This window comes from Nostoc sp. DSM 114161, from assembly GCF_052692665.1.
On the sequence record NZ_CP195141.1, the window covers coordinates 2,740,890 to 2,763,334 of the forward strand.

At 39.0% G+C, this 22,445-nt stretch carries 20 protein-coding genes and 1 pseudogene; 6 read left to right on the forward strand and 15 right to left on the reverse strand.

Features of this window, described 5'->3' with window-relative positions; genetic code table 11:
- Positions 1-53 precede the first annotated feature (53 nt).
- Positions 54-401, forward strand: coding sequence for a hypothetical protein (locus tag NSTC745_RS11945; protein ID WP_445637323.1), 348 nt, complete (start codon positions 54-56; stop codon positions 399-401).
- A 29-nt stretch (positions 402-430) separates the two neighbouring features.
- On the opposite strand, the gene NSTC745_RS11950 is transcribed toward NSTC745_RS11945, so the two are convergent.
- The 4 genes from NSTC745_RS11950 to NSTC745_RS11965 all read right to left on the reverse strand — a co-directional run bounded on the left by NSTC745_RS11950 (position 431) and on the right by NSTC745_RS11965 (position 4,132).
- On the reverse strand, positions 431-1,003 hold the full coding sequence (locus NSTC745_RS11950) for a nitrate transporter (RefSeq protein ID WP_445637324.1): 573 nt from the start codon (positions 1,001-1,003) through the stop codon (positions 431-433).
- 377 nt (positions 1,004-1,380) lie between these two features.
- On the reverse strand, positions 1,381-1,956 hold the full coding sequence (locus tag NSTC745_RS11955; protein ID WP_445638585.1) for a TIGR04376 family protein: 576 nt from the start codon (positions 1,954-1,956) through the stop codon (positions 1,381-1,383).
- A 75-nt stretch (positions 1,957-2,031) separates the two neighbouring features.
- A complete protein-coding gene (locus tag NSTC745_RS11960) occupies positions 2,032-3,192 on the reverse strand; it encodes an NYN domain-containing protein (protein WP_445637325.1) in 1,161 nt (386 codons plus the stop codon).
- A 67-nt stretch (positions 3,193-3,259) separates the two neighbouring features.
- A complete protein-coding gene (locus NSTC745_RS11965) occupies positions 3,260-4,132 on the reverse strand; it encodes a D-alanyl-D-alanine carboxypeptidase family protein (protein WP_445637326.1) in 873 nt (290 codons plus the stop codon).
- Between the two features lie 397 nt (positions 4,133-4,529).
- Here NSTC745_RS11965 and mnmG point away from each other — a divergent pair, with 397 nt between their 5' ends.
- Together mnmG and NSTC745_RS11975 are read left to right on the forward strand one after the other, a co-directional pair.
- A complete protein-coding gene (mnmG, locus tag NSTC745_RS11970) occupies positions 4,530-6,452 on the forward strand; it encodes a tRNA uridine-5-carboxymethylaminomethyl(34) synthesis enzyme MnmG (protein ID WP_445637327.1) in 1,923 nt (640 codons plus the stop codon).
- Positions 6,453-6,682: 230 nt separating this feature from the next.
- The gene (locus tag NSTC745_RS11975; protein ID WP_445637328.1) at positions 6,683-8,056 is read left to right on the forward strand and encodes a hypothetical protein; all 1,374 of its coding nucleotides are present in this window, start codon (positions 6,683-6,685) and stop codon (positions 8,054-8,056) included.
- Between the two features lie 558 nt (positions 8,057-8,614).
- Here the strand turns inward: NSTC745_RS11975 and NSTC745_RS11980 are convergent.
- Together NSTC745_RS11980 and NSTC745_RS11985 are read right to left on the reverse strand one after the other, a co-directional pair.
- On the reverse strand, positions 8,615-8,941 hold the full coding sequence (locus NSTC745_RS11980) for a hypothetical protein (RefSeq protein ID WP_445637329.1): 327 nt from the start codon (positions 8,939-8,941) through the stop codon (positions 8,615-8,617).
- A gap of 381 nt (positions 8,942-9,322) precedes the next feature.
- Positions 9,323-10,087: an N-acetylmuramoyl-L-alanine amidase gene (locus tag NSTC745_RS11985; RefSeq protein ID WP_445637330.1), complete on the reverse strand. Its 765-nt coding sequence runs from the start codon at positions 10,085-10,087 to the stop codon at positions 9,323-9,325.
- Positions 10,088-10,645: 558 nt separating this feature from the next.
- Here NSTC745_RS11985 and NSTC745_RS11990 point away from each other — a divergent pair.
- The gene (locus tag NSTC745_RS11990; protein WP_445638586.1) at positions 10,646-11,215 is read left to right on the forward strand and encodes a Uma2 family endonuclease; all 570 of its coding nucleotides are present in this window, start codon (positions 10,646-10,648) and stop codon (positions 11,213-11,215) included.
- A 63-nt stretch (positions 11,216-11,278) separates the two neighbouring features.
- On the opposite strand, the gene NSTC745_RS11995 is transcribed toward NSTC745_RS11990, so the two are convergent.
- The 4 genes and pseudogenes from NSTC745_RS11995 to NSTC745_RS12010 form a co-directional block, all read right to left on the reverse strand.
- The gene (locus NSTC745_RS11995; RefSeq protein WP_445637331.1) at positions 11,279-12,694 is read right to left on the reverse strand and encodes a PAS domain-containing sensor histidine kinase; all 1,416 of its coding nucleotides are present in this window, start codon (positions 12,692-12,694) and stop codon (positions 11,279-11,281) included.
- Positions 12,695-12,834: 140 nt separating this feature from the next.
- Positions 12,835-13,045, reverse strand: a pseudogene (locus NSTC745_RS12000) (hypothetical protein); the annotation flags it as partial.
- 297 nt (positions 13,046-13,342) lie between these two features.
- On the reverse strand, positions 13,343-14,173 hold the full coding sequence (locus NSTC745_RS12005) for a class I SAM-dependent methyltransferase (RefSeq protein WP_445637332.1): 831 nt from the start codon (positions 14,171-14,173) through the stop codon (positions 13,343-13,345).
- A 192-nt stretch (positions 14,174-14,365) separates the two neighbouring features.
- Positions 14,366-14,776: a hypothetical protein gene (locus NSTC745_RS12010; protein ID WP_445637333.1), complete on the reverse strand. Its 411-nt coding sequence runs from the start codon at positions 14,774-14,776 to the stop codon at positions 14,366-14,368.
- A 291-nt stretch (positions 14,777-15,067) separates the two neighbouring features.
- On the opposite strand from NSTC745_RS12010, the gene NSTC745_RS12015 reads away from it, so the two are divergent.
- Complete coding sequence (locus NSTC745_RS12015) at positions 15,068-15,340, forward strand: hypothetical protein (protein ID WP_445637334.1); 273 nt, start codon at positions 15,068-15,070, stop codon at positions 15,338-15,340.
- Positions 15,341-15,597: 257 nt separating this feature from the next.
- Here the strand turns inward: NSTC745_RS12015 and NSTC745_RS12020 are convergent, their stop codons facing one another.
- Together NSTC745_RS12020 and NSTC745_RS12025 are read right to left on the reverse strand one after the other, a co-directional pair.
- Positions 15,598-16,176: a DUF1634 domain-containing protein gene (locus tag NSTC745_RS12020; RefSeq protein WP_445637335.1), complete on the reverse strand. Its 579-nt coding sequence runs from the start codon at positions 16,174-16,176 to the stop codon at positions 15,598-15,600.
- Between the two features lie 4 nt (positions 16,177-16,180).
- Positions 16,181-17,014, reverse strand: a complete 834-nt coding sequence (locus tag NSTC745_RS12025; RefSeq protein WP_445637336.1) for a sulfite exporter TauE/SafE family protein — start codon at positions 17,012-17,014, stop codon at positions 16,181-16,183.
- Between the two features lie 1,017 nt (positions 17,015-18,031).
- Here NSTC745_RS12025 and NSTC745_RS12030 point away from each other — a divergent pair.
- The gene (locus NSTC745_RS12030; RefSeq protein WP_445637337.1) at positions 18,032-18,685 is read left to right on the forward strand and encodes a hypothetical protein; all 654 of its coding nucleotides are present in this window, start codon (positions 18,032-18,034) and stop codon (positions 18,683-18,685) included.
- A 256-nt stretch (positions 18,686-18,941) separates the two neighbouring features.
- Here NSTC745_RS12030 and NSTC745_RS12035 read toward each other — a convergent pair whose 3' ends face one another.
- From NSTC745_RS12035 to NSTC745_RS12045, 3 genes are all read right to left on the reverse strand, one after another.
- Positions 18,942-19,703: a phosphatase PAP2 family protein gene (locus NSTC745_RS12035; protein ID WP_445637338.1), complete on the reverse strand. Its 762-nt coding sequence runs from the start codon at positions 19,701-19,703 to the stop codon at positions 18,942-18,944.
- A 250-nt stretch (positions 19,704-19,953) separates the two neighbouring features.
- The gene (locus NSTC745_RS12040; RefSeq protein ID WP_445637339.1) at positions 19,954-21,201 is read right to left on the reverse strand and encodes a hypothetical protein; all 1,248 of its coding nucleotides are present in this window, start codon (positions 21,199-21,201) and stop codon (positions 19,954-19,956) included.
- 288 nt (positions 21,202-21,489) lie between these two features.
- Positions 21,490-22,128 (reverse strand): histidine phosphatase family protein, encoded by a 639-nt coding sequence (locus NSTC745_RS12045; protein WP_445637340.1) that lies wholly within the window; start codon positions 22,126-22,128, stop codon positions 21,490-21,492.
- Positions 22,129-22,445: the final 317 nt, after the last annotated feature.

Here is a 22,445-nt window from a genome sequence, read left to right on the forward strand (position 1 = left end):
CTGAATTCTGAATTCCGAATTCTCGCTTATTAAGAACACTGCAAGATATTAATATGAATAAAATTAAGCTGCTAATACTTGCTGGTATTTTAGGAGTAATTATCTGGGGTGGGTTATTTTCAAACAGTGCTTCATCGCAGCAAATAGAGTCGCGTCTAAACAACTTGGAAGCGGACTTTAATCGTGTTGAGTCGCGGTTAAACCAGCTAGAATCTCAAATAAATCGAGGCGGGCGATCGCCATCGCCAAGAACAACACTTACTCCACGACAATCAACAGGTTCTAGACAGAATTTATCACGCCAAGATCCTATGTTCGATCGGCTTGCAACTTTAGTGATTGAATTGAAGCAACAAGTCAATAAACTAGAGGAGCGAGTGTCTAAAATAGAATCGCGCTAGGCTTTTACAATCAAAAATCAAAAATGCTACTATGAAGATTTTTTACTATCTGAAACCATTTGCGAGAGAATATATGCTGCAAAATCTAGCAACTGATCCAGCAAAAAGCCAATAATACCAATGTAGAGTATTGCCTCGATTATCGAATCGATGTTACCAGTTTTATAACTATCCCAAAGAAAAAAGCCTAGTCCTTTTGGGCCTAGCAACATTTCTATGGCAATTACTGTAAACCAAGCTACCCAAATTCCAACTTTCAGAGCATGAAATATATGAAATATAGCTACTCGAAAGTTCTTATTTTGCCTATGAAAATGTCGCAGACCTATTGCAGTATTAATTATTACTGTCCAGAGAGTTCCAAAAAAAATAACAACAATAGCAGCAGCTTCACTTTCTCTAAATACTAATAAAGTAATTGGTAGTAACGCTATGGGGGGAATACTATGTGGTATCTGGAATATCCGCCTGAATATCTGATAAACCATGCTATTCATACCAATAAAATATCCGATGAAACTACCCAATACGGCAGCTGGAATGTAACCAACAAATAATCGTTGCAGGCTTGCTAAAAATTCTAAAAACATGTTATTTTCCATGCCTCAGTTCTCATTGAGAACATGTAGGAAATACTGGGAGAACAGCAGAAAATAGAAGAGTGTGAGGGAGAAGGAGAAAACGAATAATAGCTTAGGAGTAGTACAAACAAAAGGTAAAACCTGGCTTTCCTAAAATTTATCATCAAAATAAATCCTGATTAGTAAATTCAATACAATTTCTATAATTGACTTGCTTGTCAACAAAGAGATCCCCGACTTCTTAGACAAGTCGGGGATCTATGATTTTTATAAATCGAATTAGATTAATATAGTTAAACTTGTGAGCGGCAATACAGATAATCAATAAAATAAGAAATATAAAGGATGAAATGATAAATAATATTTAACTTTCATCCTTAATGCTTGATAGTTTGGGATTATTTTCCCATATTCCGCTTCATTTGCTCTAATTCATCTTGTGTTTCCCAACGGCGGAACTTTTCTTCTAAGTCGTCAAAACTACTAGAATCGCTGCTAGTTTGATTCCACCAGCCATTAGTTTCCAAGCGCTGCTGGGTTTGGGCTTTGGCGCGGGCTGTTTGTGCTTCGGCTGCTTTGGCTTGCACCTCTTGTCGTCGCTGCTGAATTTTCCGCAGTAATTCTTGAGATTGGTTAATGCGTTCTTTCAGCCCTTGCATCTGTCCCCAGCGCTGATTTCCTTCTCGCAACAAAGCTGCTTCTCGTTCGCTGGCCGCAGTTACCAAATCTTGTCTACCAGCGTCTTTGGCTTTTTGGACGCGGATGTGCCAACGCTGGATTTCTTGAGCTGTAGCGAGAATATCCTCTTGCGATCGCTTTTCTTGTAATTGTAAATCTGCAATCAGCTTTAATGTATCTTCCTCTTGCTCGCGCAGCTGTTCTAACAGCGCCTCTAACTCCAAATGTGGATTGTTACGCAAGAATTCTTCTAAACGGTTTTCTAGAAACCGACTCAAATCATCAAATAAACCCACTGCCAGAACTCCAGAGGTCGCGTGTGTGACTATTTTATTGTAGTAAATTATCGACCAAGGAAAAAATTGTAACAATCATGTTTTGCTACTAATTATTGGCTTAACCCGATTGATATTCTGGTTCACAGTTTCTACTTCTGGTTCAGGTATTGAAATAAAATAATCACAAACAGCAGCAAGTACTTTGTTGGTTTGGTTTTTATAAGCACATCCAATTACTGTCTTTCCATACTCATGTAGCTTTTTTGCTAAAGAGGCAAATGCCCCATCACCAGATACAATAACAAAGACTTGCAACGATGGTCGGGTGTGAATTAATTCAACTGCATCAATTGTTAGTTGAATATCTGCTGCATTTCTTTGAAAGGAAAAACCAAAAATCTGTATTGGTTCAATACCAAGTTGTTGAATATCATTTTTTATAGTTTTTAGACTCTTATTACTCCAATCCCCATAAGCACATTGGATAGCAATTTTATCAACTAATTCTATTTCTTTAATATTGTCTATATTTTTTGTTAGCGAAAAGTTGAAAGTAGGGTTTTTATTACCCCTTGTCAAGTTTTCAATATCATATAAAATTACCGTATTAAAATGTTGGATAGATGTTTTTATATTTTTAATTGCTGAAAATATAGGTTCTAAAGTAATTTGGGTGATGGAATTGTCTCTGAACTGCTCTAATCTAGCCAAGTTTGTTTTGAGATTATTAATTTCTTGCTTAGTATGTTCTAAATCATCAATCTGCTGTTTTGCTTCTTGTAATTCCTGCTGTAACTGTTTATTTGATACTTGAATTTCAGAGGATGTTTGAACAGTTGTGTTTTTGAACTCTTCAATAACTTGATTCAAAGTTTTTTCACGTTGTTGATATGCAGCTACTAAATCTTGCTGTATGGCGTCCCAGTATTCTGGAAAAGTGTCGCGGGTAAAAAAATTTATCACTGACTCATAACCAGCGATCGCGATTTCCAAATTAATAGCATAATTTCCTTTTTCAAAAACTTGAATAAGCTTACTAAATTTTATAACTACTTTAGCTAAATTAGTGGTAGTTTGATTGCTAAACTGGTCAACAGCCCATTGTCGCAATAGTAAAGCAAATTCATGATTGAGTTTGTCTAAATTTTGCTGTAAAAGCGAATAGATTTCCTGATTTTGGTATGTTGCTTTTAATAATTCTTTTAAAAAATTAATTAGAAGCCTTTGTTGCTGATGGACTATTTTGCTTGTCATAGCTATATCCCTGATTTAAATGCAACTCTTTAGTTAAGTTTTCCCAATTTAGCATTACCTATAATGTTCAAAGCGGTGTCACCCAATAACTAATACCTCTGACAAGTTTATTTTTCAAACCAAACAAAGGTAATTTGTCCTCGGATAAACCTATATAAGTCCAATGTGGGACATCGTTTTCTACAGTTTGAAACCAACCATTTTCATTTAGCGCTTTTCTCTGTTGTTGGCTGGATACGCGTAAATCAATCGCTAACCCCCAGAGATGTTGTGAAGTTCCAGGAGGTGCAACTACACCAAGAATTCTTGTTTCTGTACCTTGTTGAACTCTTGCCAAAGTTTGGTTATTTGCATATTTGTGCCAGAATCTTAAATTTGTGTTAAAAGTGCGAGTACAATCTCCAGAACCATAACCAGATTTAAGTGGAATGTTTTCTAGCTTTCGCGCTTTATTTAAAGCGTCTGCTGCGGATTGTTGTAAATAACAATCTTTAGTTCCTTCAACATGGCCCATTGTTAAAGTAGTCTGGAAATTTTGGGTTTCTTGTTCGTTAGCAAAAATTTCTTTTGGCGGTAATTTAATTGCTATATCTTGATTGACAAAAACTGAGCCGTATGTACGTAGCAAAGTATATTCATAAGTATTCGGCTGGGGAATTGTCGATAAATTTTTGGCGATCGCTGCTAAAAAACGCTGTTGTTCGTTTAATTTTTGGTCGGGAATAAATGGTTGTGGGGATACATCTTTTGAAGTATCTGTGCAGGATACTAAATCAGTGCTTAAACATGCGTTTAATGGTTGGGCAGTTTTACCCAAACTATGATGGCTAATCTCATGACTAGCTACTAGGGCGAAAATCATCGAAATTACTATAGTGACAAAAGTTGCAATTTTGACAATTTTCTTATTTGAATACTTTTTAGTACTGATGATTTTCATTTTTAATATTTACCTAAATATAGTTACAATTAATCTTCATCAAGTTTTGGTCTTGATCGGGTATTTATAGATTAAAAACTATGAGTTAATAAAAATAATTTAACTCAAAATTATTTACACAGGTAGGGGCGCACAGCTGTGCGCCCCTAGTACATCTGTGTGTATCTGTCGTCATATCTCTAAGTTATCTATTTTGGCAAGATATTTAATCTACATCACGGCAGAAATCAACTTGTGATTATCGCTGACAAGATGAAAAATCTTTGTAAAAAATAGAAATCTCTTTGTTATTGAGTAATAGTAAATTTGATAACTTATTTATTAGTAGAGTTACATCCATGAAATCACTGGAAAGGTTAAAATTGGAGAGAACTTTCAGCTTGCTGTTCCTGTAAGTATGACCATGCACAACTCTGTTGAATTCCAAGACGCTTTTGATGTGATTGTCGTCGGTGCAGGTCACTCCGGTTGCGAAGCAGCTCTCGCCTCTGCCCGCCTCGGTTGTCGTACCTTGCTATTGACGCTCAATTTGGATAAAATCGCTTGGCAACCTTGTAACCCAGCAGTGGGTGGCCCGGCAAAATCCCAGTTGACGCATGAGGTAGATGCCCTCGGCGGGGAAATTGGGAAAATGGCAGACCGCACATACTTGCAAAAGCGCATCCTCAACTCTTCACGAGGGCCTGCTGTTTGGGCTTTACGCGCCCAGACTGACAAGCGCGAATATGCAGCGGTGATGAAAAATATTGTGGAAAACCAAGAAAACCTGACCATCCGTGAAAGTATGGCAGTAGATTTGGTGTTGGGCGCTAACGATGAAGTCATCGGTGTGGAAACTTATTTTGGCGTGGCGTTCCAATGCAAAGCCGTCATTTTGACAACTGGCACCTTTTTGGGTGGGAAAATTTGGGTAGGTAATAAATCAATGCCAGCCGGACGAGCTGGTGAATTTGCCGCTGAGGGATTGACACAAACCCTGAATCGACTGGGGTTTGAAACCGGCAGACTCAAAACCGGAACTCCAGCCAGGGTAGACAAGCGATCGGTGGATTACAGTAAAATGCAAATCCAGCCAGGGGATGAAGATGTGCGCTGGTTTAGCTTTGACCCGGATGTATGGGTAGAACGCGAACAAATGCCTTGCTACATTACCCGTACAACTACAGAAACTCATCGTTTAATTCAGGAAAATTTACACCTCTCGCCAGTTTATGGCGGTTGGGTGGAAGCCAAAGGGCCTCGTTATTGTCCGAGCATTGAAGATAAGATTGTCCGTTTTGCTGATAAAGAAAGCCATCAAATCTTTATTGAACCCGAAGGACGAGATATACCCGAACTTTATATTCAAGGCTTTTCTACAGGGTTGCCAGAAAATCTGCAACTACAAATGTTGCGGAGTCTCCCCGGTCTGGAAAAATGCGTAATGCTGCGTCCAGCTTATGCTGTGGAATATGATTATTTACCTGCAACTCAGTGTTATCCCACACTGATGACCAAAAAGATAGCAGGACTGTTTTGTGCTGGGCAGATTAACGGCACCACAGGCTACGAAGAAGCCGCAGCTCAAGGCCTTGTGGCAGGAATTAACGCAGCTCGGTTTGTGAATTCCCAGGAAATGATTGTCTTCCCCCGCGAACAAAGTTACATGGGGACGCTCGTTGATGACTTGTGTACCAAAGACTTGCGGGAACCTTACCGAATGCTTACTAGTAGGTCAGAGTATCGGTTGATTTTGCGTTCTGACAATGCCGACCAACGCTTAACACCCTTGGGACGGGAAATTGGTTTAATTGACGATCGCCGTTGGAATTTATTTACCCAAAAACAAACCCAGATTACCACAGAAAAATCGCGGCTATCCAACACCCGCATTAAAGAACATGATGAAATTGGTATAGCGATCGCATCTCATACTCAGCAAGCAATCAAAGGTTCAATTACCTTAAACGACTTACTGCGGCGTCCGGGATTTCATTACGTTGACCTCGACAGGTTCGGGCTGGGAAACCCCGAACTCAACCGCGCCGAGAAAGAAGGCGCAGAAATTGACATTAAATATTCTGGATATCTTGCTAGGCAGCAAAATCAGATCGACCAAATCGCCCGCCAAGCTCACCGCCAGTTACCTGCGGATTTGGATTACACAAAAATTGATACTCTCTCCAAAGAAGCGCGGGAAAAACTGACTCGCGTAAAACCGCTCACACTCGGTCAAGCTGCACGTATAGGTGGTGTCAACCCAGCCGATATTAACGCCTTGTTATTATATCTGGAATTGCGTAAAACAAAGAGCCAGCGAGAGTTTACAGCGTTAATTTAACGAAAACTTTATAAAGGGCGAGTATAGTAGAAAAGAGGGAGATGGGTATGATAGATGACATAAGTCTTAGTACTGCCCTCATTAACAATCCCCAGATTGAAGTTGATTTTAATACCACCGCTCAATAACTCGTCTTCATCAGACGGGAAATTGACTATTCGATGGATAAATCTTGATTAAAAGGCAGTAGGAGCGGCGTTTCCCTGTCCTAGCAACAACCCAAAACGTCTATGTTACAACAAGCCACGACCCGTCTCATAGTTCCAGAACCATCAGAAGACTTAATCGCCAACGAACCTTGGTCGATAGAAAACTATGCTGATGGCTTAATGGATGAACTCTTTGCGGATATCGACTACATTCTCGATGCTAGTGGTAATCTGGCTTCTCAAACCTTTAGGCAAAGTAGTCATAAAAAATCGAGCCAGTCCGTTGGTGGGGTTTCTTCCGAAGTTCAGAGCGGCCCAAACCACCGTGGCTTCTCTCCAGTTGTAGCAACTGGCCCAGGGAACCCACTGCAAACAGTTACCATGCCGCAGGTTATCTCAGCAAACACAGCCAATAATTCGGGCCAGTCAGTTACTCAAGCTAACCACAAGCAATTGAGTACCGTTGTGTTTGAAACCGCCACCGTAAAACCAGTTACTAGAAAGCGCCACAAAAGCAGTTCTGCTTTGGGCAAACTGCTGATTGCCGGAACAACATTAGGCGTGGCGATCGCCAGTATGATTTACATGGTACAGTCTGGCGTTGTCCATCTTTTAAATAGCAAATTGCCCGAATCAGCTCTTGTACTGCCACAACAGTCAGAAGTATCGGCAAAGCCAGAAATTGAGGCAGAGTTAGTTGACTACATGCTCAGCTCTCTATCAGTTATAGATAAGCAAGGTGCAAAAAATCATCAAAACTACGTTAGACCAGGATTTTACAGTCAAACCAGTGCTAGCCAAATAGCTGCTGCCAATCGGTTACCAAGTAATAACCTACCACCACTGCCACCTTTAGCAGCTAACAACACATCATCAATTCCTAGCCGTGCCAACGTTGTCGAACGCATCTACGTGCGTAACCCAATCCGCTACGCTCTCCCAGCTATTCCTGGTAGTCCCACACTTTTGCCACAAGTTGCCACAGCATTGCAAGGTTCTCAACCTAATGTTGTGAAAACTGCCTTGAATACTGTGCGACAAGCTGCGAAACCCGCCACTGTCAACATGTTAGCTGCGGCTGTACGCCCAGACATGAAAGGTGTGGCTACAAAAACTGCACCCATAACCGTGCGCCAAACACCCAACCCCCTGCCAGCATTACCAGTTGTGCCATTGCGTGCAGCACTCGCACCAGAAGCAGAACCAACTATCACCCAGCATCAAGTGTATTTGCCAACTGCGATCGCAGAGGCTCCGAGTAGTACATTGGAAGGATTGCTAGAGTTAGGCAATAAATCTGCTGCTTTGTTTAAAATTGATGGCGTGACTCGCCGCATCAATATGGGTGAAACCATTGGTTCTAGTGGTTGGACACTTGTAGATGTTAGTAATGGCGAAGCAGTCATCCGGCGTAACGGCGAAGTGCGATCGATTTACGCAGGGCAGAAATTGTAAGGATTTACAAAAAATATAGCAGGTAATAAGCAACAGGCAAAGAAAGTCTTTTGGTGTCTGTGTTTTACCAACGGTTTATGTCCTAACCTAGCTGGCAACTGCTATATCTTTAAAAATTTTTAGTCTACTTCAGTAGACTTTAGCTGTTAGCCTTGAACTTGAGTTCAAGGGACGTGACTAACAAGCAACACGCTTTAATTCTCTGCGATATTAATCATATCATGTTTGCTTAATCACTTATCAAAAAACTCTCCGCGTCCCTGCATCCCAACATCAGCTCTCATAATAAGTGTTCAACCAGACACGAGATCGCAATCCAAAATCTAAAATCCAAAATTTTACAGCACAGAATTAGCTTCTCAGTGGTGGGTTAATTTCAAAATGAATATGACGATCGTGGCCACCCAAATACGTACAAAGCCCCTCTGTAATTAGCTTTGGATCGTTAAAGAAAATCGCCCCTGGCTTTATTGATTTGTGTTTACGAATAGATTTGAGAATGGCTTGTGTAGCATCTCCATCGTATTCAGAACTCTACCACAAAATCCCGCCAAAAGCTCAATTTTTTTGCGCCAGTTCACCGTTAATCAAACCATTGTCTGGCTCGCTTTTTGGCATTAACATCCACCGCGGCGCGTTAGCTGCTTGCAGCCATCGATGTGTCATTTGCCCAACATCAACTCGACCATCACCATTAACAGTACTGTGACCAGCAATAATTGATTGAAATAGTTTGATGGCGTCAAATAATCCTCTGTCTATGGTTGCAGTGTTAGGATCGCCTACCCAGGTGTAGCCTAGCTGATACAATAGTGCTTTTACTGCCTTAACATCATCAGCTTTATTGACTTTGCCAATTCGTACACTACCAGTGAGTTGAATCACCTTCGCTCCTGATACACTGGATGCTGTAGGTTGTTGAGTTTCTTCATCGTTGTTGTTATCAAAAGGGACAACAACTTTAATGGCGATCGCTAGAGTTCGATCCTCTACACTAAGGATTATACGGCGATCGCCTTCTTGTTTAAAGACAAAATCAAATTGCCACTTTCCGTCCTCTTTAATTGGTACACTTGGCGCTGGAAATTTGTCATCTCTAAAAATGCTAAAATTTAATTTCTACGAAGCAAAATCAATAGATTAAGATCTCCGACTTCTTATATAAGTCGGAGATCTAATTATTCACGTATGGAGACGTATTTAGGCGATTCACCGTTAACATTCATCAGTCCAACGTGAAATTCCACACCCTTGTAGCGGTTGACATTAATCTTTTTCTATCACTTTGCTATGTCCAGCAAAAACAAAATGTTCATCTCGATTTCCTTTACTTTTATCAGGCCACTTAACCCAATAATGATTTTCCTCAAAACGGACATCTAAAACTGCGTAATCCCCTGGCTCTATATCAATTAGAGAATCTTTTGGAAGATCTGACGCCTGTTCTGTAGAAGGCTTGAGAACAGTTTTTGTGGTAATTTCCAAAACATATTTCTTATCAGATTTATGTTCCTCGTCATTTGACTCACCAACTAATCCATCTTTAATCGCTTCCGCCATTTTTTCAGCATCAAAGCGATCCATATCTACTTTGGCGTCACAAAAGCAGCACTCAATTAAAATAGCTGGCATTTGTGTATTCTTCAGAACGAAGAAACCTGCGTTTTTAACTCCTCTGTTATAAAAACCAAGTTTAACAATCTCTTTGAGAACTGATTGAGCAATACCTTTTGATGCATTACTAATGGCATAAATTTCTGTGCCATTCGCTGTACCGTTGAATTTATTGAAGTGAATCGAAACAAAAACATTAACGTTATTAATATTTGCCTTATTAGTTCGTTGTCTCAAAGAATCAGTAACATTGCTGGCGCTGGTAGCAGTGCAATCAATAGCAGTATGACCTGCGGCTTTGAGCTTTTGAATTAAATATGTACCAACTGCTTTAGTTAAAGTATCTTCTTGTTTAATGCCTGTTGCTCCTGTATCGTGAGGAGGGCAATTGTGTCCCATATCAATACCAAATTTCATAGGATAAATCTCCTTGTTATAAATTTTGAGGTATCCATTATCTCCCTACAGTGTATTAATTATTAAGCCAAATGCAATGCTATGTAAGTGAGAAAAAGTGAGTACCTACTGTAAAAATTTGTAACGGTTAACGTAATTATCTCTTAGACAACAGAAATTTCATAAGTCTAACCTATAAATAAAGCAGGCTGACTAATGACGGCAGAAGAAGCGCTAAATCTAGTCGATAGTCTTTTATGCTCTACGTTTGGGCAAAGACTCAATGATGTTCAATCTGTGGTATTTCTGGAAAGCTGGCTAGGACGTACCTATGCGGAAATCGCGGTGCAGATAAGTTATGAACACGACTATATTAAACAAATTGGTTGTCAGTTGTGGCGATCGCTATCTCAGTTATTTGGTCAAGAAGTATGTAAAAAAAATATCCAAACTGTTTTACGTTGCTATCATCTGTCTTCAAACAGTAGCTATTCAAAAACAGCGATCGACATCAATATATTTAAATTAGGTAAAGTAGGAATTCAGAATTCACAATCGAGAAAGCAAACGGCAACAATCATGAGCCAAGCCATTGACGGAGTAGGCTGGACAGTTCAGGATTTAGAGGTTTTACCCGAAAATGAGTGGACACGCTATGAAATAATTAATGGTGAACTCTTTGTGACTCCCGCTCCTCACCGCCGCCATCAACAAGTTTGTATGAAAATTGCTCGATCGCTTGATACTTGGTCGGAGTTTATTGGTTTAGGCGAAACAATTGTGGCTCCTGGGGTGCTGTTTTCCCAAGCAGATAGCGTCATCCCGGATGTAGTTTGGGTAAGTCGAGAAGGACTAGCCCAAATTGAAGATGAAGCGGGACATCTAATCGGCGCACCAGAGTTAGTAGTGGAAGTTTTATCTTCTGGTAAACAAAACGAACTTCGAGACAAAGAAGCTAAATTGAAACTATATTCAATTCACGGCGTGAGTGAGTATTGGATTGTCGATCGCTTTACTCAAAAAATTGAAGTTTATCGTCGAGAAAAAGCACAGTTGGTTTTAGTTACAACTTTATTAGATGGCGACGAAATTACATCGCCATTATTACCCGGATTTTCTTGTTCCATCCGTTTATTTTTTCCTGCATAAATCAACGGATAGAACAAATTAAAACTTCCTAAAAAAATAATCTCAAACTCCAATACGGTTAGGTTAAGCTGTTTTTTCCTCCCCAGCTTCCCCTGCCTCCCCTACCTCCCCTGCCTCCCCTATCTCTGCATAACTGCCCTGGATATTACTGGAAAATGGCACAATAACTTTAAAAGTACTTCCTACATCGATCGCACTTTTGACAGTAATCTCCCCGCCGTGCAAATCTACAGCTTTTTTGACGATGGACAACCCTAATCCTAGTCCTGGAATATTGTCGGTATTACTGGCGCGATGGAAAGGTTCAAAAATGTGTTCAATGTCAGCAGCAGGAATACCAATACCAAAATCTTGAATTTCAAATATAGCTCTATCGCTGGTAGTACTAACCGAAAAATTAATTGTGCTGCCAATGGGAGAGTATTTTAAAGAGTTGGAAAATAAATTATTTAATATTTGTCGCAGCAGTTGAGCATCGAAGTTTGCTTGCGTGTTTTGGGATTCATAGCTAAAAGCGATCGCATGTTGAGAACCATCGCATTGTTTTAATTGTTTTAACAAATGTTGGCAAAATTCCGCTAAATTCAAAGGTCTTGGATTAAACCCTAACTTGCTCATTTCATCTTGACTCAACATTAATACATCATCTAAAAGCTGAGTCATATGCATTACAGATTTTTGAATGCGGCGCAGGTGAGTATTTTGTCGCTCCTCACTCCAGCGATGGCGATAATATTCTAGTAATTCGGCAGAAGAATGGATAGCAGCTAAAGGCGTGCGAAATTCATGGGAAGTAGTAGTAAGCAAACGTGATTTGAGTTCGCTCAGTTGCCTTTCTTTGGCAAGTGCTTGTCGCATCGCTTCTTCTGCCCATTGCAACTTTGCTTCGGTTCGTTTGCTTTCGCTAACATCCCGCAATAGCCAACGTAGACCGACTAATTCACCTTGTTGATTTCGCACAGCAGCCACCTTAAGGGCAACAATAATCGGTGTTTTCTCATGCGGTCGCAAGTTTACTTCCCATTCTTGGGTTTTCCACTCTGGAATTTGGCGATCGCGTAGATGAGTCAGTTTCAGATGAAAAGCAATTAGCTCTTTCTCAAGTGCAAAATTTTCCAAAAATTTGCCCACTAATAAACTTTTGGAAACGTTCAATAAAGTACTAGCAGCCGAATTAGCTTCCTGAATTATTCCTTGTATATCAGTTACCAAATAAGCATCTGGTAATTCCTCAAAAAGTTCCTGGTAGCGTTGATGTTCTACTATCAAAGCTTGTTGAACATTGTGTAATTCTTTATTTTGTTGTTGTAGGTTTTCATTAGCTAATTGCAATTCTTCCAAAGCTAAGTAGACTTCTCCAAATACTGCGGCGACGAGTTCAATATCTTGCTGTACTTTTTGCTCTTCACTTTTGCTTTGCAAAATGGCGACGCGTTTACGTATATTTTCTATCTGTAGGGCTAAATCGTCCAAATTCACGTTTTTGCTCCTATTGGATATCTAAATTTGGATTTTCTTTGAGATTCCTTTATGAGACGATTTTAGCTTTTGAAATTTATATAATTATTAATTGTCAGTTATTATTTTTAATTATCAGTTACGAACCTGTTAATCAATCGCTATTGACTGGTTAATCGAGCTAAGGCACTTCCAAAAAAAAATGTGTAAGCGTCAATCTCTCGATGACGCTTATGCCTTACTTTAACTAATCCAAACAGCTTTTGACGTTCCACAAGATAAGGAATAGCGTCACTAGCATCACCACGGAGAACACAAGAGTAAAAAATGGTATAAAGCACGAAATACCATTTGTGTAGAAATTCGGTCTAAAAGAGGCAAGCCGCTTCTCTCTCCTGTCGCAATACTTGTCGGGTTTTGGGGAAAAGGGGAAAGAAAAAACCTTTAACCTTTACCCTTTAACCTTTTCTCCAATTCCGAGTTAAAAATCCACTGAAGCAGCAGTATTGTCTCCTGTCAAAGACGCTTCGCGTAGCAAGATCCAGAAGGGTACGCGTCTACGCTACATCGATACACAATTGGCTAAGAACGGCATAAAAAATCCAAGTAGCCAGAATTTGGATTTGTACGCCATTTGCATCGCCCACCCAGATATAAGCTAAACCTAGCTCATGGTTTGCAACCTACAGCCAAAACCACAGAAGCGGGAATTTGAATAACACCATTTATGGCATACTTCTTAGCTCCCTCGATAATCGCGTTCTCAATATCATGGCGTTGTTCTTGGGTTTGCATTGCCAGCATCGGCCCAAGACGTGCGGAACTTGCAATAATCGTTGGCACTATATCCTGTGGTCTAGAGAAAGTCCATGTTATTGGTAATTCCCTCAGAGACACCGACACAAATCCACTGGCGGTTAAGATATTTTTGCATTCTTCAGGTTCGCCGAAACGAAACAGTGGCGGCCCCGGAGGTAAATCCACATTGATGATGCCATAAGTCTGCACTGCTCCCAGAATCAAGGCCATGAAAGGATTGCGTGCTGGTGGTGTCCAACAAGTGAAGGCATAGTGCCCTCCTGATTTGAGGACTCGCAAGGACTGGGCGATCGCTTTTTCGGGTTCGGGAAAATGCAAGATGCCCAAGTTACATACCACCGCATCAAATTCATTAGGCTCAAAGGGAAGGTTTTCGGCATCTCCGACTCGAAATTCGACTTGGGGAAATCGCGATCGCCCGATCGCTACCATATTCTCAGCGTAGTCTAATCCAATAACTATAGCCTGTCGCTTCAACGCCGCCGCACTCAGCCACCCCGTACCACAGGCGACATCTAGCAATCGTGTACCAGCTCTGGTTTCTACGGCATCCAATATGGCTTCATTGACTTGAGATGTTACCTGAGCGATCGCTCCATCGTATCCTTGAGCCACCCTGGAAAACCCGTCACGCTCAAACTGCTTAAATGCCTCGCGATCTATAGAAGGATCGCCCGTCATTTTTAGCTCCTTTTCTCTAGGAAAAAATATAATACCTTCGTAAATCCTATATGTTTACATAACAGTTGAAAAGTCAAGATATATACTTGAAACCTCTCTCCACGTAGGAAAGAGGCTTTAAACTCCCCAGTACACTAACAAAAGTTTTTCTGCTTCCTTCTCTTAAAATGAGAAGCTAAGGGAGAAACTGATTTAACCGTTGGAGAATAAAACGGGAGAATCGAGAATCTTCAATTGAATCAATACCAAAATCAACAAGGTATAAACTGTTGAAGAAATGAGACCCGTAAATAACTCTTTTTTGAGGTTATGCTCTTTGGGTTCTTTTTGAAACATGTCCTTAGAACCAAATTGCATCAACAGAATTCCCACAATATTGGAGAGCCAATACCCTATAATGGAACAGGGTAAAAGTAATTTTGGGGAAAGTAAACTACATCCATAGCCAAAAGCATAAGCTATTGGCAGATTAAAAAGTAAGTCATTCCACCAACATAGCGGTGACAATAAATATCCCAGTACTAGAAAAAATCCACCTCTGAGCTTTTTGAAAATATCTTTTTTGAACTCCTTTGAAATAGCTGGCTCTAACTGCTCAGTCATTGTCTGGTTTTCGAGGCTCAACTCTTGACTCACTTTTGGGACGCTTTGCATAAAAACCCACTATTCCTACCTACTTAGTGTAGTTTAAACTAAAAACTAGACCAAAGTCTAGTACACAAGTGATACTATTTTGGGTTGTTGGCACTAAAAGCTCTATCAATTGCCATCCTCGTTAGTCATTGGTTATTAGTTATTCACCTTGTCTCTCTATCTGCTGGATGTATATAGCAGTTCCAAAAATCTCAAATAATAATAGCTACAATAAAACTACTGAACTATCTGAATAGGAAAATGACAGATTTAACTGCAAATAACACATTTGTCATAGCAGGAATTGTGTTTATAACAATTGCTGTCATCGGGCAATCTAAATTAGGTTTTATTGAAATTAATCCAGGTTGCTTTGGAAGATTTTTAGCTTTAATTATAGGGATTTCAAGTCTCTTGTATGCTGTAGGATTATTAAATTTTTCACTGGCAAATCTTGATTCAGTAAGAACTTATTTACTAGAGCTAATTCAACAAAGCCTAACCTCAATTAATGAACTTTTGCAAGGTTCATAATGATTAGGAAGGATTTTAATTTGGGATTAAGGGTAAAGGTGTTAATAAAACTCCAAGAAATAAGCTAGTACTATAGCAATCCTAAATCATTCGTGAAAAAATCTGTTGCCTATTGCCTGCCTCCACGACTAATTTCACAACTCAAATAGGCTTGCTATACTTGTGGGGTGGCTTAGAAAGACCACCCCACAAATAGTTAATTGGATATTTTTTGATTTGCCAGTTCCTAATTTAGCCTTGAACTATCGCAAGTATAATTAATAATAGGCTCCGAGAAGGCTGTAAGTCAAACTAGCTAGGACTAATAGGGTAACAATTACATAAATAAATTCTCGCTTGATTAGAAAAGCCAATAGAGAAATTACTACCCGTAAAATTGGAGTAGCAATTAGTAGTAATAATCCTAGTTGGATAATACCGCGTTGGCGTAGCCCGCCGTAGGCATCGCTACCTGACAAAACCGCCTGCACTACACCTACTGGCGAGCGAAATTGTAATGGTTCTCCTCGAAAAAACTGATATCTTGCAGGTTCGGCACCGTGATGAATTAAGTAAAGGATACCTCCCAATAAAACCACAGCACTAGCTATTAAAACACCATATTTAAGTAGATTACTGAGCAAATATTCTAATTGTTGCTCGCTTAATGTTTTCGTTAAATTACTGTTAGCATCAAGTTCAGAGGTATTCGGCAATTGTGCCACTGTGGCAACTTGTTGTTCTTCTAAGTTTTGAATATCAGAGTGTGAATTTTCTGGCGGTAAGGTTAGTGCAATTACTTTACTCTCTGGCTGCGGCCATGATGCCCAGCGAAAACCAGCATTCAATTTATACATTTTATTACCCCCCGATTAAATTGTTGTAAACCATCTTTAAAGCCATTACCACCAGCACAATGCTGAAAATAGTTCTTAAAATTTGTGTTTGAGTCCCTGCAAGGACTCGTGCGCCCAAAAAAGCACCGGGTAATACTCCCAACATTACCGGCATAGATAGTCCCGGATCGATGTAACCTCGTGCAAGATAAACTCCGGCTGAAGCTGCTGCTGTCACGCCAATCATAAAATTGCTAGTGGTGGTAGAAACTTTGAAGGGTAGACGCATGGCTTGATCCATCGCTAAAACCTTAAATCCGCCGGAACCAATACCCAGCAATCCAGAAAGCACGCCAGCTAAAATCATCATGCTAAATCCCATTGGTACTGAATGAACTTGATAAGACATCAGTCCATCAGGAGTTGGATAACTGTTATTTAGTTTTAAATAATTTGCTAGAGGATCTGCTGGTTCGTCTTCAGTGTTTTCTATTCTCGGTCGTTGTGAAAGGTATGCTGAATAAATCAGGGCGATCGCTAATACAATAGCTAGTGCTTTCACAGATACAAAAGTAGCAATTATCGCACCAACGATCGCACCTATAGTTGTCCCTACTTCTAAAAACATCCCCAATCGCAAATTGGTATAGCCTTTTTTAATATAAGTAGATGCTGCACCCAATGAAGTAGCGATTACAGATACTAGAGAAGCACCAACCGCATATCGGAGATCGACGCCAAATACTGAAGTTAATAAAGGGACAATTACTACTCCACCCCCTAACCCAGTTAACGCACCTAAAAAGCCAGCACTAAATGAACCGAGCCAAACTAATAAAGAAAATTCTAAAATTGACAAATTTAATACCTCTTTTTTTCAATGTATAACAGGATGCCAAATATTTTTTTGTATTCTATAAAACTTAAATGGTAAGTTTGTCACTCCTGAGTGTTGACTAATAACTAAGATTAATGATTAACTACCACTATCTATAATGATAAAAGCGCCTAATACCATTAATACAAAAGGCATAAAATCGTTACCGTAACGAATCAAAAGGTTGCGCTAATACTTCTGAGAAAGAAAGACAATCTGGTTTTAAAACATGAATACTCTGATGCGATGCTTTTTCCGTTTTCATTGAGCAAGTTTTAATCTCATTAAAAGGCACACACGTCGATAGAATTACAGGAAATTAAAGTTGAGTTTTTGAGGGATTTCCAAAAAATAAAATATACGTAGTAACGCACTCAAAATACCTGGCGGTGCGTTAGCGACAGCGTAACGCACCCTACAAAATTGGGTATTTTTTTAATTGGAAGTCCCTGAGTAAAATTTTCCTTCCACCAGCCGCGGATTTTTAATTATGGATATAGATATATTTCCCACTTACATGCCTATGTCTTTAGTTGTATTTCTCTAGATAGATTTAATACTAGCTGATGTATTTTCTACAATCAAGTATTAGAAAGAATCTGGACTCAAGTTTTATTTGTATAATATTTAAAATTAATTTTTTCTAATGAATATGATAAAGATTGCTTAATATAAGTCAGAAATTATACTTATATATCTACTATAGATTCTTATTCTGAAATTATTATAGACAATAAAATCATTGCATAGAGAGATAAAGATAACATAGCCTCATATTAGTACTTAAAAATTGAATGTATTAAATTAACTTAAAAGTTAGTGTTTGCAAAAAGCAGTTTAGATGATATAGAAAACTGAAATTAATACTTTTAATCCCACAAAAAACCGATGACTTAGGGGTGATTTTTGAGAAAGATTTAAGATTTAAGATTAGTTAGAGTGTTGACAATTGTGTTTAAAATGTCATCAACTGCAATTTTTAAAACTTGGAACAAAAACATGAAAATCTTTAAATATTTTTTGATGGCAGTCTTATTACTTGTAAATCTAGTATTTGCAGAACCTTCGTTAGCCGATCGCCCGAAATATTCGGAAAATCCCGATTATATAAATTTGACTGAAGAGTTAAATGGTTTGCAAACTCTCAAAGAAACACAAACTAAATTAGAGGGTGCAACATCAGAGCAAATCGACCAAAAAATTAATGAGTTAGAGTTGCAAAAATATGCCTTTGAATCAGGAATTGACTGGGGTCAATGCAGCAATCAAACAGGAAAAACTCTAGCTATCTACGGCCCCGAACCAGGTGTTGATGATGATGAATACTCTGAAGGCGCTGCACTGTATTTTTTAGGTAATGGTGAGACAACTCAAGATAGATGGAATTGTAAGGGAGTTTATCTACCAAATGATGTTACAGCGATCGCTTCAGGTGTAAGCGGACAACAGGAAGAATTGCCGGGTGGTGTTGCAATTAAGGTTCCCAATGGAACTAACTTAGTTTTGAAGGCAAATCCAGATACTGGAGCGATCGAATTCAATCAAGCTGGTACTAAAATTTTGAAAGCTGGTGAAGTGAATTGGTTTATCCCGAATGTATCGCAAAATATTGTAGATGCACGAGTGACTAATGCACCTACTAACAAAGCTTAAAATTTTGGTATATAAAGTACTGCTTTACTAAAGCTACTTTAGTTGGCGTGGCAAGTCGAATCTGACTTGCCTTGCTTTTTTAACCAACAAAGATTGTTGGTTTAAGTTGTGAAAACTATCTTTTTTGAATTTTGGCTTTCATCATTAGACATCTCCAGAAATTAAATATGCGTTAACCAGAAGCTTGTAGAGACGTAGCAATGCTACGTCTCTACATTCTTTTTCGGAGATGTCCATTAGCATTGTTGGACGCATATTAGCTTACCAATTTTTTTTCTTCGGGTAGTAAAGTAGTTTCCTCCTTAGCGGGTTTTTCATCTACAGATTTGGCTGTAGTTAAATACGGTTTGATAATTAGACTTACACCAATTGCCCAAGCTGATGCAAGCATCCAACCGGCAAGAATGTCGCTAGGAAAATGAACTCCCAAATAGAGACGACACCATGCAATAGCTATTACATATAAGCTACCGAAGATGAAAATTAACCGACGCCAGGGGGTAGCCCAACCTAAGATTAGGAAAATAGCAACTAGAGTTATACTTGTTATGGCGTGTCCGCTGGGAAATGCAAAACTCAATTCAGGCGCAATGGAATCCCACAAATGAGGACGAACTCGATGCATTAATTCCTTACCCGTGCGACTGATGATGACACTTCCCGTTGAAATTGTGAGTACGTAAGCTAGCGATCGCCACCGTTTTTGAAGTAGTAAGATTAGTGCGATGGCGGCTGCGATTACAGTTCCAGTCCAAGGCGATCCAATTCTAGCCAGCATTACTGCTAAAACATCCAATTGTGGGTTTTGTGTAGAGTGAACTGCCAATAAAGTAGGCACATCCCACGGAAAGCCATCTCCATTTTCCCATACCTTAACTGCCAAGATTTCAAATACCTGCAAAGGTAAATATACTCCTATCAAGAGGAGTAAGAGCGATCGCCAACGGGCAATCAATAAATTTTTTAGAAAAGAAAAAAGCGATCGGCTTTCTTGATTTGGTTTTTTGACACTTTGCATATTCTGAACTTTGACTCCTGAACGCCGGCTGCTTCATTTAGGGAGGCCCCAAACTTGCACTGGTTCCTTGTTACTAAGTAGGTAGACAGAATTAAATGTAAAATACAAAAGTTGAAAACCCTTATATATAAAGAGAGGTTTTTCTCTTCTGCACTTCGGCTACGCGGAAATCGAGCGAAGTCGAGATTCAGCGTAAACCTCCTACCTTCTACTTAATTTATTTCCATCAAGTATCAAATGCCATCTATCACTAGTTAATACTTTTACTAGAATTTTGAAAAGTTCCACAATGTTTACAGTACGGCAGATGTTGATAAGTCAGATGATGGCAGTTTTCGCATTCTAAATATTGATAATAGCCGCAGTGGGGACAGTAGGAATCGCTACGCCGAATTTTTTTGGCACAGTTGACACAGAGTGATTTTTGAACTCTGTTAGCTGCTTGGACTTTAGCATTAAAGACAAATTTTTGGAAAAACTTGATAACTCCAAAACCAATAAGTGGAATCAGCAAGATATAGACATAATTAATTAAGAAAAGCAATCCGCCAAAAATTTGGCTAATAATATCAAATATAAATTGGAATATTGCCCCAATTTGTAAAAATTCAAATACTTTAACTAACAGGGGTATAAAAAATATAACTAACAAATGCCAGCTAATTAGTGAAATTAGCCCATATCCTCTGCCTTCGGCAAATCTATGAACTGATAAGGCAATGAAAATTAGCGGTAGAAGAAATAGGGACTGAAAACCAAGCTGAATACTTGGATACCAAAACGATGCTTTTTGATAGCCTTTATCAACTTGTGTAAATTGGTTTCCATCTTTAAGAAAGGTAAGAAAACTAGTACTTTCTGGTTTGGCTAATAGTTGATTTTGAAGATTAGAATTTTCCTGTTTTAGTGTAGAAATTTGGCGGTTATTGTTATCTAACTCCTGTTTTGCTTTTTCAGCACTGACTTGATTAATTGATTGTTCGCGGGGCTGACCTGCAATTTTTTCTAAGAGAGTAGAATCATATTTAGCGCGAATATCGCGATTGGTTTGTTCTAACGTACTAATTTTGGCTTGTTTTTGATCGATAGTTTTGATGATTTGTTGATTTTGCGGGTTGTTAATTTTGTCTTGATACTCGCCATACTTTAAGCATGTTGGTTCAACTTTTCCGAGATGTCCTATTTGGGCTTGTAGATAGTTTTGCTGAAAACTATATTTATTGTTTGCGCTATAGGGAAATGAACGCTTGATAATTTCATAATCTTTATCTTTAGTATCTTTTTCCCGGTAATTTTGCCAATCAGAATAACACGGATAAGCCTGAGTCGGACTGATGTGCCATTTACTAATATCATCCAGTCCTGTAAAAACATTAATTAAGATAAAAATATCAATGAAAATAATCACAATCAAACTCACTTTATTTAGTGGTTCGTTGTTGATTTTTCTTGATTTATTAAAAAATTGATTTAAAAAATGGCGGATTCTGGCAAACATGTTGTGTTTTTAATATCTGGTAATTTAATCAAGATTCATTTTATGCGATCGCATAACCATTTGCCACAAAAGCGATCGCTTTCATAACCTCTCAGAGGTGATTTATAAAGTAAACCTCAAATTGTAGGGTGCGTTATAGCAACGCTTAACGCACCATGTTTCTCGGTGTGTTATGTATTCTAAAAATCGGCATCAAAGTTTTCTGCAAATACACCCAACCAGATACTCACAACCAACAAAACGATAATAAATAACTTCTCTCCCATTCTCCCCATCCCCGCATCCTCTTTACGTTCCTGGCAAATTTCGCAAACGTTCATCTAAATGAGTACGGTCTGCCAAATATTTTAACAACGGGCCGTGTGAGCTAAATTCTACTACGCTGACCGACCCCACAGGACATCCCAAACGAAAGCGGAAGCGTCCGACATCAATTCCTAATAAATTACACAAAATAATTCTGATAGTTGCTTTGTGGGAAACTACTAAAACATTGCCACTACTGTAATTTTGCTTGATTTCTTCAATTACTTGCATGGCGCGAGAAGCAATTGTAACTGCCATTTCTCCGCCGTTTGGCGCATTCCAAGCCGGATCTGCTGACCAACGAATATAATCATCGTGATATTCACGGCTAATTACTTCTGGGGTTTTTCCTTCCCACTCACCGTAATTAATTTCCTTCAAACCATCTCTAAGTTGTGGTTCGATTCCGATGGCTTGATATAAAGGTTTTGCTGTGTCTAAAGTTCGCTGCATTGGACTACAAAAGATTGCTGTCCAAGGTGTAGAACTGTATGCAGCGGCAAAAGCTTTTGCCATTTCTAAGCCTTCTGGGGTCAGTTCTGAGTTTAGAGAACCACAAAAGGAATTATTACGACTACATTCTGTCTGTCCGTGACGGAGAAAGTAAAGAGTTAGGCTCACTGTATATTCTCATCGATTGTAAGTTTTATAGCGCTAACAATCAGATGTAACTGAAGATAGTTAATGCCTGTGGTATATTACTACGGAATCTATCATATTTTGAATAATTTTCGGATTGGGTAAAGTTTCGTCACTGTACAGGCCGTCGTAGAAATCGCTACTAAAAGAGTAGGTATTGCGGCCGCAACAGAAATTAAATTAATTTTTCAGGCAATATTACACCATCTTTGACAAAAAAATATATAAAACATAATGAGAAATGTGGAGTTAAAAACTCATAACTCCACACTTAAAAGACTCTTTTTAGTCGAATGCAA